The 17,017-nt window shown below is 62.8% G+C and carries 14 protein-coding genes and 2 pseudogenes; 12 read left to right on the plus strand and 4 right to left on the minus strand.

The genetic code is table 11. The features are described 5' to 3' along the window. Nucleotides 1-64: 64 nt before the first annotated feature. Complete coding sequence (locus tag ACUN0E_RS31860) at nucleotides 65-994, minus strand: LysR family transcriptional regulator (RefSeq protein WP_408223351.1); 930 nt, start codon at nucleotides 992-994, stop codon at nucleotides 65-67. 120 nt (nucleotides 995-1,114) lie between these two features. Here ACUN0E_RS31860 and ACUN0E_RS31865 point away from each other — a divergent pair, with 120 nt between their 5' ends. The 4 genes and pseudogenes from ACUN0E_RS31865 to ACUN0E_RS31880 all read left to right on the plus strand — a co-directional run. After that, nucleotides 1,115-2,215, plus strand: coding sequence for a YeiH family protein (locus ACUN0E_RS31865; protein WP_445569071.1), 1,101 nt, complete (start codon nucleotides 1,115-1,117; stop codon nucleotides 2,213-2,215). A gap of 145 nt (nucleotides 2,216-2,360) precedes the next feature. After that, entirely contained in the window at nucleotides 2,361-3,098 is a 738-nt protein-coding gene (locus ACUN0E_RS31870) for a glutathione S-transferase (RefSeq protein ID WP_445569072.1), read from the plus strand. A gap of 112 nt (nucleotides 3,099-3,210) precedes the next feature. After that, complete coding sequence (locus tag ACUN0E_RS31875; RefSeq protein ID WP_408389030.1) at nucleotides 3,211-4,944, plus strand: ClcB-like voltage-gated chloride channel protein; 1,734 nt, start codon at nucleotides 3,211-3,213, stop codon at nucleotides 4,942-4,944. Nucleotides 4,945-5,196: 252 nt separating this feature from the next. Next, nucleotides 5,197-6,060, plus strand: a pseudogene (locus ACUN0E_RS31880) (C45 family autoproteolytic acyltransferase/hydolase); the annotation flags it as partial. 4 nt (nucleotides 6,061-6,064) lie between these two features. On the opposite strand, the gene ACUN0E_RS31885 reads toward ACUN0E_RS31880, so the two are convergent. After that, the gene (locus tag ACUN0E_RS31885; RefSeq protein WP_445566105.1) at nucleotides 6,065-7,447 is read right to left on the minus strand and encodes an IS4 family transposase; all 1,383 of its coding nucleotides are present in this window, start codon (nucleotides 7,445-7,447) and stop codon (nucleotides 6,065-6,067) included. A gap of 137 nt (nucleotides 7,448-7,584) precedes the next feature. Between ACUN0E_RS31885 and ACUN0E_RS31890 the strand changes: the two are divergent. The 5 genes and pseudogenes from ACUN0E_RS31890 to ACUN0E_RS31910 all read left to right on the plus strand — a co-directional run. After that, nucleotides 7,585-8,076, plus strand: a pseudogene (locus ACUN0E_RS31890) (C45 family autoproteolytic acyltransferase/hydolase); the annotation flags it as partial. A gap of 258 nt (nucleotides 8,077-8,334) precedes the next feature. After that, complete coding sequence (locus ACUN0E_RS31895; protein ID WP_408484070.1) at nucleotides 8,335-8,589, plus strand: hypothetical protein; 255 nt, start codon at nucleotides 8,335-8,337, stop codon at nucleotides 8,587-8,589. A gap of 25 nt (nucleotides 8,590-8,614) precedes the next feature. Beyond that, nucleotides 8,615-8,845, plus strand: a complete 231-nt coding sequence (locus tag ACUN0E_RS31900) for a DUF2795 domain-containing protein (RefSeq protein ID WP_408223363.1) — start codon at nucleotides 8,615-8,617, stop codon at nucleotides 8,843-8,845. After that, nucleotides 8,842-9,714, plus strand: a complete 873-nt coding sequence (locus ACUN0E_RS31905) for an AraC family transcriptional regulator (protein ID WP_445569073.1) — start codon at nucleotides 8,842-8,844, stop codon at nucleotides 9,712-9,714. Before ACUN0E_RS31900 ends, ACUN0E_RS31905 begins: the two co-directional genes overlap by 4 nt. A 117-nt stretch (nucleotides 9,715-9,831) precedes the next feature. Continuing rightward, nucleotides 9,832-10,221: a cupin domain-containing protein gene (locus ACUN0E_RS31910; protein WP_445569074.1), complete on the plus strand. Its 390-nt coding sequence runs from the start codon at nucleotides 9,832-9,834 to the stop codon at nucleotides 10,219-10,221. A 140-nt stretch (nucleotides 10,222-10,361) separates the two neighbouring features. Here the strand turns inward: ACUN0E_RS31910 and ACUN0E_RS31915 are convergent, their stop codons facing one another. After that, on the minus strand, nucleotides 10,362-11,411 hold the full coding sequence (locus tag ACUN0E_RS31915) for a LysR family transcriptional regulator (protein WP_408335784.1): 1,050 nt from the start codon (nucleotides 11,409-11,411) through the stop codon (nucleotides 10,362-10,364). Between the two features lie 255 nt (nucleotides 11,412-11,666). Here ACUN0E_RS31915 and ACUN0E_RS31920 point away from each other — a divergent pair, with 255 nt between their 5' ends. Continuing rightward, nucleotides 11,667-11,879, plus strand: coding sequence for a hypothetical protein (locus ACUN0E_RS31920; RefSeq protein WP_120347811.1), 213 nt, complete (start codon nucleotides 11,667-11,669; stop codon nucleotides 11,877-11,879). Between the two features lie 23 nt (nucleotides 11,880-11,902). On the opposite strand, the gene ACUN0E_RS31925 is transcribed toward ACUN0E_RS31920, so the two are convergent. Next, on the minus strand, nucleotides 11,903-12,520 hold the full coding sequence (locus ACUN0E_RS31925) for a TetR/AcrR family transcriptional regulator (protein ID WP_445569075.1): 618 nt from the start codon (nucleotides 12,518-12,520) through the stop codon (nucleotides 11,903-11,905). A 219-nt stretch (nucleotides 12,521-12,739) separates the two neighbouring features. On the opposite strand from ACUN0E_RS31925, the gene ACUN0E_RS31930 reads away from it, so the two are divergent. Together ACUN0E_RS31930 and ACUN0E_RS31935 are read left to right on the plus strand one after the other, a co-directional pair. Then, the gene (locus ACUN0E_RS31930; RefSeq protein ID WP_445569076.1) at nucleotides 12,740-13,894 is read left to right on the plus strand and encodes an efflux RND transporter periplasmic adaptor subunit; all 1,155 of its coding nucleotides are present in this window, start codon (nucleotides 12,740-12,742) and stop codon (nucleotides 13,892-13,894) included. Then, nucleotides 13,891-17,013, plus strand: coding sequence for an efflux RND transporter permease subunit (locus tag ACUN0E_RS31935; protein ID WP_408510257.1), 3,123 nt, complete (start codon nucleotides 13,891-13,893; stop codon nucleotides 17,011-17,013). Before ACUN0E_RS31930 ends, ACUN0E_RS31935 begins: the two co-directional genes overlap by 4 nt. Nucleotides 17,014-17,017 lie beyond the last annotated feature (4 nt).

Raw genomic sequence — 17,017 nt, forward strand, 5'->3', positions numbered from 1 at the left:
ATGACCGAATAGTGCGCCGAGCCCGCCGTCGCGCACCATAGTGGAAATCCCCAGGAGATCCCGATCAGGGCCCATCCGCGAGACATAACGCGAGGAACTGCTCGACTACCCGCGACGGGGCACTCGCGTGGGGCACCAGAATCGACAGACGCCGCGTCAGCGGCTCGGGGCTCAACGAGAACCGGCACAGCGCGCCGTCCTCATGCCGCATCGACATCGCCGAGACGAAACCGATGCCCATTCCCGCCCGCACCGCCTCCTTGACGCCTTCGACGCCGGCAATCTCCAGGGCCACGCGCATCGGCACACCCGCCCGGGCAAAGGCACGCTCGACAATCTGCCGCACGCCCGACCCGGCTTCGCGCAACACCAGCGGATGCGGGCCGAACGCCGCCAGTTCCGCCCGCCCGCCATTGATGTGCAGCCCGTCCGTCATGCCCGGCCCGCCTGCGCCCCCCGCCTGCGCGAGCGGATGCGTGCGCGGCATGATCGCGACGATCTCGTCCTCGCGCCACGCATGCACCGCGGTGTCCGGCGGCAAATCCGCGCCGACCGGCCCTTCGATCATGGCGATATCCACCGAGCCCAGCGCGCCGACGATGTCCGTGGTGTTGCCGTCGGCGGTATGCAGCGTCACGTCGGGATAGCGGCGATGAAAGTCGGCGATCAGGTACGGCAGCAGATAGCTCGCGGGCGTCGTGCTGGCGCCGATGCGTAAGGTGCCCTGCTCAAGGCCGCGCAGCGCGTCGCGGTACGCATGCGCCTGCCGCCATGTATCGCGCAGCCGCGTGGCGTAGCTGGCGAGTTGCTCGCCGGCGGGCGTCAGGCGCACGCCGCGGCCATCGCGCAGGTAAAGCGGTTCGCCGAATTCGTCCTGGAGTTGCCGCAATTGGCCGGACACCGCCGGCTGCGATAAATGCAGCGCCACCGCCGCCCGGCTGATGTTGCGATGTTCGGCGACGGCAGCAAACGTTATAAGTTGATCCGGGGTCATGGCGGTCGAAGTATCCGTAGAGCCGATACCTTACATCCTAAATCATGATTTTTCATATCGATATATCTAATTTAGGATTAGACCTATCGAATCAAGACAGTCATAGGAAGGCACTACGCCATGCCCACCGCTCATCTCACTGCTTCTGCCACACCTGCCGGGTCTTCGGGATCCTCCACCCGCGGCCAGCTCAACGGCATTCTGTTCGTTGCGCTGTTTGCCGCAGCCGTGACGCGCATCGCTGCGATTCCGGCCATCGCCGGTTTGGGTTTGAGCCCACTGATCGTCGGTATCGTGGCGGGCGCCATTTACGGCAACGCGCTGCGCGACGGCATGCCCGAAAGCTGGGCGGCCGGCGTCAACTTCTCGGCGCGCAAGCTTCTGCGCATCGCCGTGGCGTTTTTCGGGCTGCGCGTCAGTCTGCAGGAAATCGCTCAGGTCGGTTTGCCCGGACTTGCTGAATCGGTGCTGATCGTCGCGAGCACACTGGTGATCGGCACATGGGCCGGCATGAAGATCATGAAGCTCGACCGCGACACGGCCTTGCTCACGGCTGCGGGCAGCGCGATCTGCGGCGCGGCTGCGGTACTCGCGTTCGAGTCGACGCTGCAATCGAAGCCGCATAAAAGCGCCATGGCCGTGGGCAGCGTGGTGCTGTTCGGCACCCTCTCGATGTTCCTGTACCCGGTGCTGTTCAAGGCGGGCTGGCTGCATCTCGACACGGTTGGCGCGGGCCTGTTCTTCGGCGGCACGATTCATGAAGTGGCGCAGGTGGTGGGCGCGGCGAGCAATGTCAGCCCGGAAGCGACCCACATCGCGACCATCGTCAAGATGACCCGCGTGATGCTGCTGGTGCCGGTGCTGCTGATCGTCGGCATGTGGGTGAACCGCTCGCCACGCAGCGCGGCCACCACTGCTACGGCCGAAGACGGCAAGCAACACGCTCGGCGCAAGCTGGCGATTCCCTGGTTCGCGCTCGGCTTCCTTGCCTTCGTCGTGATCAACTCGCTGCACGTGCTGCCCGAAAACGCGACCAGCACGCTGAACATGCTCGACACCTTCGCACTCACCATGGCCATGACCGCGCTCGGTATCGAAACCCGCATCTCGCAGATCCGTCAGGCCGGCCCCCGCGCCTTGACCACCGGCTTCATTCTGTACGTGTGGTTGATTGCCGGCGGACTGGGTATTACATGGACTGTCCAGCACCTGTTCGGCTAAAGCGCCCTCGCCTCCCCACCCACCCCGCCGCGTGCGGGGTTTTGTGCGTTCAGGAGACCCATCCGGCACGCATGCGCGGCATACTGGTTGCTGACGTAACCAGTTCATGCAAACCCGTTCATGCAAGCGGAATGAGGATCGATCGATGAGCCTGGAATTTTACTATTGGGACGGCCTGCAAGGCCGCGGCGAATTCGTGCGGCTGGCGCTGGAGGAAGCCGGCGCGGATTATGTGGAAGTGGCGCGCGGCGAGCCGTCAGACGGCCTGGGCACGAGCGCGATGATGAGCGTGATGAAGAGCCGCGACGAGCCCTACCCGCCATTCGCGCCGCCGTTTCTGAAGGACGGCGATCTGGTAATCGCGCAGACCGCCAACATCCTGTTCTACCTCGGCCCGAAGCTCAATCTCGCGCCCCTGGTTGAAAGCCTGCGCTACGTGGCCAACGGACTGCAATTGACGATCGCGGATATGGTGACCGAAGCGCACGACACGCATCATCCGCTTGCTAGCGCCCTATACTACGAAGACCAGAAAGACGCCGCCAAAGTGCGCGCGCACGACTTCATCGACAACCGGATTCCGAAGTTCATGACGTACTTCGAGCGCGTGCTGAAACAGAACCCGGCCGGCGATGCGTTCATGGTGGGCAACGCGCTCACCTACGTCGACTTGTCGATGTTCCAGCTGATCGACGGTCTGCTGTACGCGTTTCCGCGCGCGCTCAAGCGTTTCGGCGAGCACTATCCGCGCCTCGCGGCGCTGCACGACGCGGTGATCGAGCGGCCGAACATCGCTGCTTATCTTCAGTCCGAGCGGCGCATCGCGCATAACGAGGCCTGCATCTTCCGGCACTACCCGGAACTCGACAAGGCGGGGACTTGATCCACGCCGCCCTCCTTCGCGAACCCTCCGCATCGCGCCCGCTTCCGACAGCGGGCGCGATGCTGTTACCGTACGCACATTTCATCCACCCATCACGCCCTCTCCTGCCGACGTGCTTTCATTCCTGCTGAAGCTGCGCACCCGCGCCCAAACCCTGTTCCGTCTGTCCGACGCCCATACGATGCTGGTCTGGTCGGTGGTAGTCGGCGTCGCGGGCGCGTTCGCGACGATTGCCTTTCGCGAGGGCATCGCGTTGCTGCAACTGGCGGTTGTCGGCAAGTCCGGCAGTTTCGTCGAAATGGCGCGTGGCTTGCCGTGGACGGTACGTGTGTGGTTGCCTGCCGCGGGCGGCCTGATCGCCGGCTTCTTCCTGCTGATCGCGCAGCGTCACCTCGACAAGGGCAACCACATCGACTACATGGAAGCGGTCGCCATCGGCGATGGTGTGGTGCCGGTCAAGCTGAGCTTCTGGCGCAGCGTGTCGTCGCTGTTCACGATTTCGAGCGGCGGCTCGATCGGCCGTGAAGGGCCGATGGTGCAACTCGCGGCGCTGGCTGCGTCGCTGATCGGCCGCTGGGTGCATTTCGATCCGCCGCGTCTGCGCCTGCTCGTCGCATGCGGGGCCGCGGCCGGGATTACCGCTGCGTACAGTGCGCCGATTGCCGGCGCGTTTTTTGTCACTGAAATCGTGCTCGGCTCGATCGTGATGGAAAGCTTCGGCCCCGTGGTGGTCTCGGCGGTGGTCGCCAACATCACGATGCGCGAGTTCACCAGCTACAAGCCGCCATACGAAATGCCAGTGTTTCCGCCGGTGGCGGGTGCTGAAGTTCTGCTGTTCGTCGCGCTCGGGCTGCTGTGCGGTGCGGCCGCGCCGCAGTTTCTGCGGCTGATGGACTTTTCGAAAGCAAACTTTCGCAAGCTACCTGTGCCGCTACCCATCCGGCTGGCGTTAGGCGGTCTGATCGTCGGCATTCTGTCGGTGTGGACGCCCGAGGTGTGGGGCAACGGCTACAGCGTCGTCAACTCCATTCTGCATTCGCCGTGGACGTGGACCGCGCTCGTCCTCGTGCTGGTGTTCAAGATCGTCGCGACGTCGGCAACCGTGGGTTCGGGCGCGATCGGCGGGGTGTTCACGCCGACGCTCTTCGTCGGCGCGGTAGTCGGCTCGCTGTTCGGCCTCGGCATGCACGCCTTGTGGCCGCACGGCACCTCGGCGCCGTTCGCCTATGCGATGGTCGGCATGGGCGCGTTTCTCGCCGGCGCTACACAGGCGCCGCTGATGGCGATCCTGATGATCTTCGAAATGACCCTCAGCTATCAGGTGGTGCTGCCGCTGATGCTGTCATGCGTGGTCGCGTATTTCGTGTCGCGCGCGATCGGCAAGACGTCGATGTACGAAATCACATTGCGACGCAACCAGGAAGAACAGGAGCGCACCCGTCTGCGCGCCACGCAGATGCGCGAGCTGATCCGCCCCGCCGAAACCGTCGTGGCACCGAACGCGACCGTGCAGGATATGACGCGCGTGTTCCTCGAATATCCGGTGAAATATCTGTACGTGGCCAACGAGTCCGGCGCGTTTCTCGGCGTGGTCGCACTCAAGGACATCACATCCGATCTGCTCGACAAGCGCGACACCGCCACGAAAACCGCCGCGGATTATCTGCAGCCGCATTTCGATGTACTCACACCGGATATGCCGCTCGGCGTTGCGCTGCAGCACTTCATGGCATTCCAGGGGGAGCGGCTGCCGGTAGTCGAAAGCACGGCGGATCCGAAGCTGGCGGGCGTGGTCTACAAGACATCGCTGCTCGACGCGTATTTCCGGATGAATCCGACGCGCTAGGCCGGGGCTTGGGCTTTCGGGCTTTCGAGCTTTCGAGCTTTCGAGCTTTCGAGCTTTCGAGCAATTGAGTCGCTTAATCGCCATACCGTTCGTCGAGTCCGGACGGCATGGCGCCGCGGCTCCCCCCTCCTTCTCAGCCGTGCAAAGCGCGGCAGATTCTCTACAATGAGGAGACCGCTGCAGCGATTGTGAGCAGCGCGCGTTACGCCAAGACGGGCGCACCGAGACGCCCGCCCTTCGATCGGAGCGAAGATGAGCGAACCGTCCCTCGATGCCGTACGCCGCGATCAGGCGGGCTGGATTTTTCTGCATATCGAAGGCGAGCCGTACGATCGCGGCGAGCAGCACGGCCAGTTGCTCGCCACTGAAATCCAGAACGCGATCCACACTGCCCGCTACCTTGCGAAATGGGACACCGGCGAAGACTTCGACACCTTCGTCAACGCCGCCGTCGCCCAGTTCGCCAACAAACTCGACACTGAATTCGCCGACGAAATCCAGGGCATCGCCGACGGCGCGAAGCTGCCGTTCGCCGAAGTGCTGGCGTGGAACGGCTACATGGATCTGCTGCAAAGCTGGTGGCCGAGCCACGCGGCGGCCCAGCAACCGCAGCTCGGCCTGAAACCGTGGCGCGGGCGCCGCGGCCATCACTGCAGCGCGTTCATCGCCACCGGCAATGCCACCCGGGACGGCCGCATCGTGATGGCGCACAACTCGTGGGACCGCTACGCCGCGGGCGACGCGTTCAATGTGGTGTTCGACATCGTGCCGGATCGCGGCAATCGCATCCTGATGCAGGGCCTGCCCGGCTGCATCTCCAGCCTCACCGATTTCTGGGTCACCCAAGCCGGCCTGATGGTCACCGAAACCACCATCTCCAACTTTGTCGGCTACAACGCAGCGGGTGCGCCGGAGTTCTACCGGTCGCGGCGCGCGTCGCAATATGCGAACAACATCGGCGAATGGTGCGAGATGTTCGCGGTCGCCAATAACGGCGGCTATGCGAACAGCTGGCTGCTCGGTGACACCAAAACGGGCGAGATCGCGCGCTACGAACTGGGGCTGCACTATTCCGGCTTCGAAAGCACGAAAGACGGGTTCTATAGCGAATGGCACTTACTTAAGCCCGAGCCCGAGGAGCGTGCCCATATTTTCGGACGCGCTCGCGTGCGATGTGACGAGGCTCTTTCAGCCATGGATAAGACTTCGGTCTTCGTTTGCGCATTCGTGGTTCGATGCGACCGGGGCGGTTCCCAACACGAGACTGCGCGATCAGCTTGAACAGGACACTCTGGTCGTGAGTTGCCGTCAGACCCCTGGCCAGCCATTCAGTCCATAGCTGCACGGCGTGCTTGAAACTCAGTGTTCTCGGATCGGTGGCGCAGTGGCTGGCGGCTTGGGCCATCAGCAGCCGAATCACGTTGTAGGCCAGCAGATGGACCCACATCTCCTTCTCGTTCATGTGGGCAGTCTGGCAATGCAGCACATCCATGCCCATCGTCGTCTTGATGTTACGTAGATCCAGTTCCACGTTCCAGCGCCTGGCATACAACTGCGAGAGGTCCTGTTTGCTGGTCTTGTGTGCATCAAGCATCGTGGTGACCAGCACCCGGTGATGCAGCCTGCATTCGCGCACCATCAGTTCATCGGGGAAGGCCTGGTACTGCTCACGCGTCATCCAGGCGGGGCACTGCCGGGGTTTGGGCCACGTCACAATGTGATCGCGCGTGCCCTGCGACTTGCCTCGCCGAAAGTCGGTGCGGCGCGCCCCATGCTGTTCCATCACGACATCCACTCCGGCGGCGATCATTGAGGCCATCAGAAAGTAGTGGCAGTACAAGGCATCGGCGACAATCACGTCACCTCGACGAAACGTGTTTTCCAGCATGCGAAACGCCGTCAGCTCCCCGCTGCCTTTGCCCGCGTAAGTTCCGACAGCCGCCTCCAGCACTGCGCCGCTTGCCAGACAGATCACCGCAACCAGATAGGCTAACGGAAATCCCACGCCTTCGGCCTGAGCACTGGACTGTGGGAAGCGCGCCTGGTTCGACGGCGTATCGGGCATCGAGATCCCGGTGCCGTCAACCAGCTTGACCGGGCGCCCGCGCCACTTCCAGGCCGGCTCGGCCTGCTCGTGCAGTTGACGCCCCGTCTCGCGCGCCAACTCCCGGACCATTGTCAGCGGCAGTCTCTGGCGAGCGCGGCAGTAGCCTCCCGTGCGCACGCTCGTGGGCCGCAGCCCGTCGGCAACTCGCTGCGCGGCCCACCCGTTGACTGCCTTCTGACAGGAGGCATCCTCTTCCAGCGCCTGGCGCATGAACATCGACAGCGTCACCGTCGGCGGATACAGCCGTTCTCGATGCGCTGGCAAATACGCTTCGGTGGCGGCCAATAGCTGCGGGCTCGTCAGTATGTTGAAGTAGTCCACAGACTGTGTCCTGCGCGCCCGGCTTTGAACTGTGCTTCGTGTTTGCCTATGATGACTTCGTGAATTACGATCCATGGTGGCTGATCCTTGGAATGAGACGGTGTTTGCCTGGTAACAACCATCCTATCAATCCTTCGATCAGCCGCCTCCCTTTCTCTTCAAGCACTTACCCCCGTCTTCTCCTCCATGCAGGCTTAAGTAAGTGCCATTCGTTCTATAGCGGCTACAACACCGCGACCGATCTGAAGATCCGCAACCAGGAATGCATCGGCGAAGGCGAAGACTATACGGACGTGCGCAAGAACGGCGCGCGCCGCTTGCGCTTCATGCAGCTCGAAGAAATGCATCACGGCAAGATCGATGTCGAACTTGCGAAAGCGATGATCGCCGATCATCACGACGTCTATCTCGATCGCAACGATAACCCGTGCTCGCGCACCATCTGCGGGCATCTGGAACTGGACGACGCGCGCTTCGGCGGTTCCGATCAAGGGCCGTTCAATCCGTGGGGGGCCAACGACGGCAAGGTGGTCGACAGCGACATGGCGCGCAATATGGCGTTCACGGCCCGCTGGGGACATCCGTGCGGCCGCCCATTCGACGCGCAGGCGTTCATGAAGCGCCATCCCCAGTGGAACTGGCTCAACGGCTATATGCGTGACCGGCCATCGTGGCCGTGGACGCGGTTCGACGTGCTGCGCTAGACGCGGCATTTATTGCAGCGCAATATAAACGCGGTGCGACCATTCGTGACCGCGCTGCCTTTTTCCTGCCATCATGTGAAATCTACAATGAGGTTTTGTCTCTTTTGCGCGCGCGCCGCAGCGGATTGCCATCTAAGATGGTAAATGCACGCTGCCCGCATAGCGCAATGCCGTGTGTAGTTGCGCCCTCCCTCCGACGCGGGGACGGCACAGCACTTACTCAACTGTCAGCGCCGCATGAGCTTAGGAGGTCGGGCGATGAAAACCTCGACACTGTTGACCATGGTGACGCTGTCAGCCTCGTGTTTCGCCGCGCCGGTCCATACCGCGCCGGACGGCACGGCCGCCAATAGCCTTGCCGAACGCGCCGACGCCGCACCCGTCGCCCCCGCGGCGCCGGACGTCGCTGTCACGGATCAGAATCGTCCGCAACAATGGCAATTTATCGCGCTGCCCAAGTCGCGGCATCTGGAGCGAAGCTTCACGGGCCAGAACGAGCACTTGCAGACCTGAAAACACTATCCCTCGGAGCGCTTGCATGACCGCATCGGCTATTCCCGGCGAATCGATTGATCTGCAGATCGCCGACGTTTTGCGCGAAGTCAGTTTCCCGACATACAAGGACGCGCTAGTCGACGCCGCGCGCGAAGCCGGCGCAAGCAACGAAGTCATATCGATGCTCGACGGTTTGCCGGAGCAGGATTACGCCGACGTGACGTCGGTGACGCGCCTGGTTGGCGGCAATTACGGGCCGGGTCTTGGAGCATGAGCGGAAAGCAGGTGCTGAGGCTGAACGCGCTTTCCTCCGATCTGAAGCCTGCTGCAGACTGGATCCACCGCTCTCCACATTCGGGCGGCGCGAGCGGCATCGAGCGAATCGAAGCCTTCTTTCATCATGCCGGCTATGCCATGCACCGACACGATACCTATGCGATCGGCCGCACGCTGGCAGGCGTGCAGAGCTTCCGCTATCGCGGCAGCACGCGTAACAGCTTGCCCGGCGGCACGATGGTGCTGCATCCCGATGAACCGCATGACGGCCAGGCCGGCACCCGCGACGGCTTTCATTACCGGATGATCTATGTCGACCCGGCACTGTTCCAGCAGGTGCTTGGCGGCAAGCCGCTGCCATTTCTCGAAGACGGCCTGTCGAACGATCCGCGTCTCTTTGCGGCCACCGAAAGCCTGTTACGCGCCATGGACTGCGCAATCGACTCGCTCGAACAGGACGACGCGCTCTACGAACTGGCCATCGCGCTCGACGCCGTGGCTGGTGTGGCGGCGACGCGCCGGCCGGTAGATTACCTCGCGGCGGAGCGGGCGCGCGAGTATATGCTTGGCTCGCTCGACAGCGCAGTGACACTCGACGAACTGGCGGCAGCCGCTGGCCGCGACCGCTGGAGTCTGTCGCGGGATTTTCGTGCGTTGTTCGGCACGAGTCCGCACCGTTATCTGACCATGCGCCGGCTCGATCTCGTGCGCCGCCTCGCGGTTCAGGGCGTGTCGCTCGCCGACGCATCGGCGGCGGCCGGCTTTACCGACCAGAGCCATATGACGCGGCACTTCAAGCGCGCGTGGGGCGTTGCGCCGGCGCATTGGCTCAAGATGCTGGGGCCATCGGTGCGCAGCGCGCGTTAAGCGGCAGCTCGACGGATATTCCGCTGTCTGGCGGCCGCGCACACAAACGTACAAGACCCGATAGCGCCTTCCGCCGTACGCTGGTGCCTGACACTACCGCTCAGGAGGAGCACCGCGATGTCCACCCATCAAACGACTCAACAGCTTCACCGCGCCATCAACTTCGCTGAAAAGCTGCAGCTCATCAACGACCAATGGCAACCACGCGTCGTCGCGGAAATGAACGACTACCAGTTCAAGCTGGTGCGTATCGAAGGCGACTTTGTCTGGCACGAACATGCGGATACCGACGAAACGTTTATCGTGCTCGACGGGCAGTTGCGCATCGACATGCGCGATGGGTCTGTCCTGCTCTCGGCAGGAGAAATGTTCGTCGTGCCCAAAGGCACGGAGCACAAACCGTATGCCGAACGCGAGGTCAAGCTGCTGCTGATCGAACCGCGTGGCGTGAAGAACACCGGCGAAGAACACAACGAACGCACGGCGGCAAATGACGTATGGATCTAGGCAGGTTGGCTGTTCGCATCAGACATGCGCTTCCCGCACGTACTCAATATGCCATTCGCTTTCGGCAGTCCTAACGAAACCATGGCCTGAGTAAAAGCGTTTCTAAGGCGTGCTGAAGGCTCCTGCGTTCCGCACGCTCGTCAAAGCGGCGACGACACCAGGCTTCGCGCGCGCGAGACCTGGTGCTTCGGCCGCGTCGCGTCGCCCGGCAAGGCGGACACCGGCAGGTCGTCGGCATAAACCGGCGAGCTGGCAACGGCACGCCGCGCCATCGTGTCGCGCGGATCGCGCGCGTGCTCGTCGGTTCGCTGGAAATGCGCGACCAGGTGATCGATAAAGGTGCGCACCTTGGCCGGCAAATGAAGGCGGCTGGGATAAGCAATCGTAATTTCGACTTGCGGCAGGCGGTAATCGCCGAGCAACGGCACAAGGCGCCCGGACGCCAGATCCCGGCCGATCAGATAGCTCGGCAAAATCGCTACGCCCATGCCCAGCAGGGCGAACTGTCTCAGCATCTCGGTGTTGTTCGCCGCAATCGCGTTGGCGGGCCTCACACGGACTTCACCGTGCGGTCCGGTGAACACCTTTTCGTCGCCGCCCTGCTCGGCTGGCCGGCTCAGACACGGATGCGCCAACAGATCCTGCGGGCGAACCGGCGTACCGTGCCGCGCCAGATAAGCGGGCGTCGCGCAGACCGTCATGTAGCCGGTGGTCAAACGCCGCGTGACGATGCTCGCGCTGCGCATCTGCCGCGCAACCAGGATGCCGACGTCGAAACCCTCCTCCACCAGATCGACATGGCGGTCCGCCAGCGTGACATCGGGCATCACATCCGGATAACACGCGGCATACGACTGCACCACCGGCGCGAGGCTATGCAGCCCGAACACGACCGGCGCGACGATGCGCAAGGTGCCGACCGGTTCGTGATTGCGTGCCACCACCATCTGCTCGACGCCTTCCAGGTCGTCGAGAATGTGGCGTACACGTTCCAGATAGGTCGTGCCGGATTCGGTCAGCGAGAGGCGCCGCGTCGTGCGATTGAGCAGCCGCGTGCCGAGGCGTGCTTCCAGATCGGCGACATGGCGCGTGACGACGGCAGTGGAAAGATCCAGCGCGCCCGCCGCGCGAACGAAACTGCCAAGGTCGGCCACCTTGACGAATACGCGCATCGACTGCAATTGATTCATGGGACGACTCCTGCCTCGGTAAAGCCGGGCCGGCGCAACGCTGCCGCCTGTGTCGACCCGCACGACAAGGCGCGCGCGGATTTGCCCAACGATTCGATTGTATCGACCCGACCATGTCCCAACCCTGACCTGAAGATGACAATCCGGTCAGCTTTCTGAGGCGCTCGCGACACTATTGCGAGGCTTATTCCGGATATTAGATAGGTATAAACCCTTACATGCTGGTAATATAGCGCCCGAAAGGAACATATCGCTATGCCACATCGTTTTCAGCTTCTCGAAAAAATCGCGTTTTCACTGGTTTGCTGGTCTGCCGCAGCCTGTTCGGCCTTCATCGCTTATGAGCGGTGCCCGGAGATCAAGGTCGTCCTGCATGTCGGTGAAGAAGTCCTGCGCTACAGCGGGCAGTATTCGTTCGTCTGCGCCACGCCGGTTGCGGACGCCTGCGCGCAGTTGCCGGCGAGCTGATTCGCCGGCATTCGTCAGACCTATTACGCCTCGCGCCCGAACACCACGCGCGCGAAAAATCCCGCCAGCACCGTTTCAGCCATCTCCGACGGCACATTCTGCGGATCGACCGTGTGGAAGAACTGCACGCCGTCGCACAACCCCATCAAACCCATCGCCAACGTCTCCGCCGGCAACGGCAGCGGCGTGCCGACCCGCGTCGAAAATTCGCGGATGTACGCGCTCAACTGTTCGAGCTTCTCGTGCATGAACGCGTTAAAGCGTATGCGGAAGCGGCCGTCGCGCACGGCGAGCAGCTTCGCCTCCACCCACAGCAGGAAGCACTTGTTCTCGCGATGCAAGCTGCTGTAGTAGCGCAGCACGCGCTCTTCCATTTCCTCGCGCGAGCTCGCATCTTCGAAGATGGCATGCAAACCCGCCTGCATGGTCTCGTGATCGCGCCGCAGTAGTTCGAGGAACAACTCGTTCTTGCTGCGGAAGTTCGAATAGAACGCGCCGCGTGTATAACCCGCCGCCGCTGCGATGTCTTCGACACTCGCCGCAACAAAGCCTTTCTTCATAAAAATTGCTTGCGCAGCGTCGAGCAGACGCAGACGCGTCTGGTCTTTACTCTGCTCGCGTGTAAGTCGTTGCCGTTTCATGGGCGCAAGTCTAGCACCGAAAAGAATTCCAATTCACTACAACATTCAAATACAGGTGTGTATTAGAATGCATCCAATCATTCGAAGTCAGACGCGTATGCCGGTTGCATGTTTTCGGCCGCGGGTCTTCGCTGGCGGGCCGTTGCGGCTTGCCGTGTTCGTTCGCTGTCTCCAGTTGGGGTAATTGTGAAGCGTCCCGGATCTCCCGCATCGTCTGTGATGCGCCAGCAGTTCCATCGGTATGCCCGTCCCGCGCACTTGCGCCGCGCAGCATTCGCTCTCGCTCTCGCCGGTATCGTCACGCTCGCCGCGTGCTCGAAGAAAGAAGTTGCCGCGCCCGCACCGCGTCCGGTGGTCGCCGTCGCCGTGCATGCGGACGGCAGCGCAATGGCTGCGGCATCGTTGCCGGGCGAAGTGCAGGCGCGCTATTCCACCCCGCTATCGTTTCGCGTCGGAGGCAAAATCGTCGAGCGGCGGGTACGTTTGGGCGACGTGGTGAAGAACGGGCAGATCCTCGCCCGGCTCGACCCGGCGGATGCGCAGAAGAATGCCGCCAGCGCGCAGGCTCAACTCGAAGCCGCGCAACACAGTCTCGTGTATGCGAAGCAGCAACTCGATCGCGACCAGGCACAGGCCAGGGAAAACCTGATCGCGCCCGCACAGCTCGAACAGACCACCAATGCGTACGCGTCAGCCGCCGCGCAGCGCGACCAGGCCGCGCAGCAGACGGCGCTGTCGAAAGACCAGTTGCAGTACACCACGCTCATTGCCGACCACGCCGGTGTGATCACCGCGGAACAGGCCGACACCGGCCAGAATGTGTCCGCGGGTCAAGCCGTCTACAACCTCGCATGGAGCGGCGATATCGACGTGGTCTGCGACGTGCCGGAAAGCGCGCTAGCCGCGCTCTCGGTCGGGCAAACCGCGAAGGTCACGTTAGCCGCGCTGCCGGGTCACAGCTTCAACGCGCGCGTGCGCGAACTGTCGCCCGCCGCCGATCCGCAAAGCCGCACTTACCGCGCCAAGCTCACACTCGACAATCCCGGCCCGGACGTGCACCTCGGCATGACAGCCGACATCGCGCTTTCCGCGCCTTCCTCTGCAAATTCCGCTGATCAGGGCAGTGCCTTCACCGTGCCTGCCACCGCCCTGTTCCACGACGGCATGCAGCCGGCCGTGTGGGTCGTGCGTACCACGGATAACGCGTTAGAACTGCGCCGCGTGACGGTCACCCGCTACAACGAACGCACGATCGTGATCGGCCAGGGGCTCAAGGACGGTGAACGCGTCGTACTGCAAGGCGTGCACACCGTAACCGCCGGCGAAAAAGTCCACGTGATCCCGCCGCTGCATCCCGAGGACTTCGCTTCATGAGCACCACGCATGAAGAAGGACGCTTCAACCTGTCCGCATGGGCACTGCGCCATCAGGCGCTAGTGGTCTTCCTGATCGCGCTCTCGACCGCATTCGGCATCCTCGCCTATACCCGTCTCGCCCAATCTGAAGACCCGCCTTTCACGTTCCGCGTGATGGTGATCCGTACCTTCTGGCCCGGCGCGACCGCGCGCCAGGTGCAGGAGCAGGTCACCGACCGCATCGGCCGGAAATTGCAGGAAACGCCCGCGATCGATTTCGTTCGCAGCTACTCGCGTCCCGGCGAATCGCTGATGTTCTTCTCGATGAAAGACTCGGCGCCGGTCAAGGACGTGCCCGAAACCTGGTATCAGGTGCGCAAGAAAGTCGGCGATATCGCAGCGACCTTGCCGCCAGGCATTCAGGGCCCGTTCTTCAACGACGAATTCGGCGACGTCTACACCAACATCTGGACGCTCGAAGGCGACGGTTTTTCCGCCGCGCAACTGCACGACTACGCGGACCAGTTGCGCACGGTGCTGCTGCGTGTGCCGGGCGTCGGCAAAGTCGATTATTTCGGCGATCCGGATCAGCACATCTACATCGAGATCGCCAACACGCAACTCACGCGCCTCGGCATCTCGCCGCAGCAACTCGGTCAGGCGATCAATTCGCAGAACAGTGTCTCGCCGGCGGGCACGCTGACTACCACCGACGACCGCGTGTTCGTGCGCCCCACCGGCCAGTTCAAGGACGTCAATGCGCTCGCCGACACGCTGATCCGCATTAATAACCGCTCGTTCCGTCTCGGCGATATTGCGACCATCAAGCGCGGTTACGACGATCCGGTCGCCACGCAAATGCGCGCCGGCGGCAAGGCCGTGCTCGGCATCGGTGTAACGATGCAGCCGGGCGGCGATGTGATCCGTCTGGGCAAGGCGCTCGATCAGGAGACGGTCAAGCTGCGGGCCGCCCTGCCCGCCGGTTTGCACCTGGTCGAAGTGTCGAGCATGCCGAACGCGGTGGCCCATTCGGTCGACGATTTTCTCGAAGCCGTCGCTGAGGCGATTGCGATCGTGCTAGTCGTCAGCCTGCTGTCGTTGGGCGTGCGCACCGGCATGGTGGTCGTGATCTCGATTCCTGTCGTGCTCGCCGTCACGGCACTGTGCATGTATCTGTTCGACATCGGGCTGCACAAGGTGTCGTTGGGCACGCTGGTGCTTGCCTTAGGGCTCCTGGTCGACGACGCAATCATCGCCGTCGAAATGATGTCGGTGAAACTGGAGCAAGGCTGGAACCGTACGCGCGCCGCAGCCTTTGCGTACACCAGTACCGCTTTTCCGATGCTGACCGGGACGCTCGTGACCGTATCCGGCTTCCTGCCGATTGCGTTGGCGAAGTCGAGCACCGGCGAATACACGCGCTCGATCTTCGAAGTGTCGGCGATCGCGCTGATCGCGTCGTGGCTTGCGGCCGTCGTGCTGATTCCACTACTCGGCTATCACTTGCTGCCGGAGCGCAAACGTCAGGAACACGAAGCGGACGATCACGAGCACGACATCTACGACACCCGCTTTTACAAGCGGCTGCGTGGCTGGATCAGTTGGTGCATCGAGCGGCGCTTCGTCGTGCTGGCGATCACCGTCGTGCTGTTCATTCTGGCCATGGCAGGCTTCACGTTGGTGCCGCAGCAATTCTTCCCGAGCTCGGACCGCCCCGAGTTGCTGGTGGATGTGCGCTTGCCCGAAGGCGCGTCGTTCGAAGCGACGTTGCGGCAAGCGGAGCGGCTGGAGAAAGTGCTGGTGGGCCGTCCGGAAATCGATCATACGGTGAATTTCGTCGGCACCGGTGCGCCGCGTTTCTACCTGCCGCTCGATCAGCAATTGCCGCAGCCGAATTTCGCGCAGTTCGTCATCACGGCGAAATCCGTGAAAGATCGCGAGAAGCTCGCGCAGTGGCTCGAACCGGAATTGCGCAACAACTTTCCGGCGATCCGCACTCGCCTGTCGCGCCTCGAAAATGGGCCGCCAGTCGGCTATCCCGTCCAGTTCCGCGTAAGCGGCGACGATATCGCCACTGTGCGTTCGATCGCCGAGCGCGTCGCCGCGACCATGCGCGCCGACCGCGGCACCAGCAACGTCCAGTTCGACTGGGACGAGCCCGCCGAGCGCTCGGTGCGCTTCGAAGTCGATCAGAAGAAAGCGCGCGAACTCGGCGTGAGCTCGGAAGACATCTCAAGCTTCCTCGCCATGACGCTCTCCGGCTATACCGTCACGCAGTATCGCGAGCGCGACAAGCTGATCAGCGTCGATCTGCGCGCACCTAAAGCGGAACGCGTCGACCCCGCGAAGCTCGTCACGCTGGCCATGCCGACGCCGAACGGCCCGGTGCCGCTCGGCACGCTCGGCCATCTGCGCAACGACCTCGAATACGGTGTGATCTGGGAACGCGACCGGCAACCCACCATCACCGTGCAGTCCGACGTCGCGCCCGGCTCACAAGGCATCGACGTCACGCATGCAGTCGATAAAGCCCTCAGCCAGATTCGCAGCACGCTGCCGGTTGGCTACCGGATCGAAATCGGCGGTTCGGTCGAGGAAAGCGGCAAGGGGCAGACATCGATCAACGCGCAGATGCCGATCATGGTTATCGCCGTGCTGGTGCTCCTGATGGTCCAGTTGCAGAGTTTCGCGCGCGTGCTGATGGTCGTGATGACCGCTCCGCTCGGCCTGATCGGTGTAGTGATCACACTGCTACTGTTCGGCCAGCCATTTGGCTTCGTCGCGATGCTCGGTGTGATCGCCATGTTCGGCATCATCATGCGCAACTCCGTGATTCTGGTCGATCAGATCGAGCAGGACATTGCTGCGGGACACAAGCGCTTCGACGCGATCGTCGGCGCTACAGTGCGGCGTTTCCGGCCGATCACGCTAACTGCGGCAGCCGCCGTGCTCGCGCTGATTCCGCTGTTACGCTCCAACTTCTTCGGCCCGATGGCAACCGCGCTGATGGGCGGCATTACGAGCGCGACCATCCTCACGCTGTTTTATCTGCCGGCCCTGTACGCCACATCGTTCAGAGTACGCACCGATGAACGCGAGCCACCGGCGCCGTCCGGTACGACGCATTCGGGGAACTGAGATC

Source organism: Paraburkholderia sp. D1E, from assembly GCF_052682275.1.

Excerpts from the sequence above, each read along its gene's own strand:
- ACUN0E_RS31860 (WP_408223351.1), bottom strand. The coding sequence starts at position 994 with ATGACCCCGGATCAACTTATAACGTTTGCTGCCGTCGCCGAACATCGC.
- ACUN0E_RS31865 (WP_445569071.1), top strand. The coding sequence starts at position 1,115 with ATGCCCACCGCTCATCTCACTGCTTCTGCCACACCTGCCGGGTCTTCG.
- ACUN0E_RS31870 (WP_445569072.1), top strand. The coding sequence starts at position 2,361 with ATGAGCCTGGAATTTTACTATTGGGACGGCCTGCAAGGCCGCGGCGAA.
- ACUN0E_RS31885 (WP_445566105.1), bottom strand. The coding sequence starts at position 7,447 with ATGGATCGTAATTCACGAAGTCATCATAGGCAAACACGAAGCACAGTT.
- ACUN0E_RS31895 (WP_408484070.1), top strand. The coding sequence starts at position 8,335 with ATGAAAACCTCGACACTGTTGACCATGGTGACGCTGTCAGCCTCGTGT.
- ACUN0E_RS31900 (WP_408223363.1), top strand. The coding sequence starts at position 8,615 with ATGACCGCATCGGCTATTCCCGGCGAATCGATTGATCTGCAGATCGCC.
- ACUN0E_RS31905 (WP_445569073.1), top strand. The coding sequence starts at position 8,842 with ATGAGCGGAAAGCAGGTGCTGAGGCTGAACGCGCTTTCCTCCGATCTG.
- ACUN0E_RS31910 (WP_445569074.1), top strand. The coding sequence starts at position 9,832 with ATGTCCACCCATCAAACGACTCAACAGCTTCACCGCGCCATCAACTTC.
- ACUN0E_RS31915 (WP_408335784.1), bottom strand. The coding sequence starts at position 11,411 with ATGAATCAATTGCAGTCGATGCGCGTATTCGTCAAGGTGGCCGACCTT.
- ACUN0E_RS31920 (WP_120347811.1), top strand. The coding sequence starts at position 11,667 with ATGCCACATCGTTTTCAGCTTCTCGAAAAAATCGCGTTTTCACTGGTT.
- ACUN0E_RS31925 (WP_445569075.1), bottom strand. The coding sequence starts at position 12,520 with ATGAAACGGCAACGACTTACACGCGAGCAGAGTAAAGACCAGACGCGT.
- ACUN0E_RS31930 (WP_445569076.1), top strand. The coding sequence starts at position 12,740 with ATGCGCCAGCAGTTCCATCGGTATGCCCGTCCCGCGCACTTGCGCCGC.
- ACUN0E_RS31935 (WP_408510257.1), top strand. The coding sequence starts at position 13,891 with ATGAGCACCACGCATGAAGAAGGACGCTTCAACCTGTCCGCATGGGCA.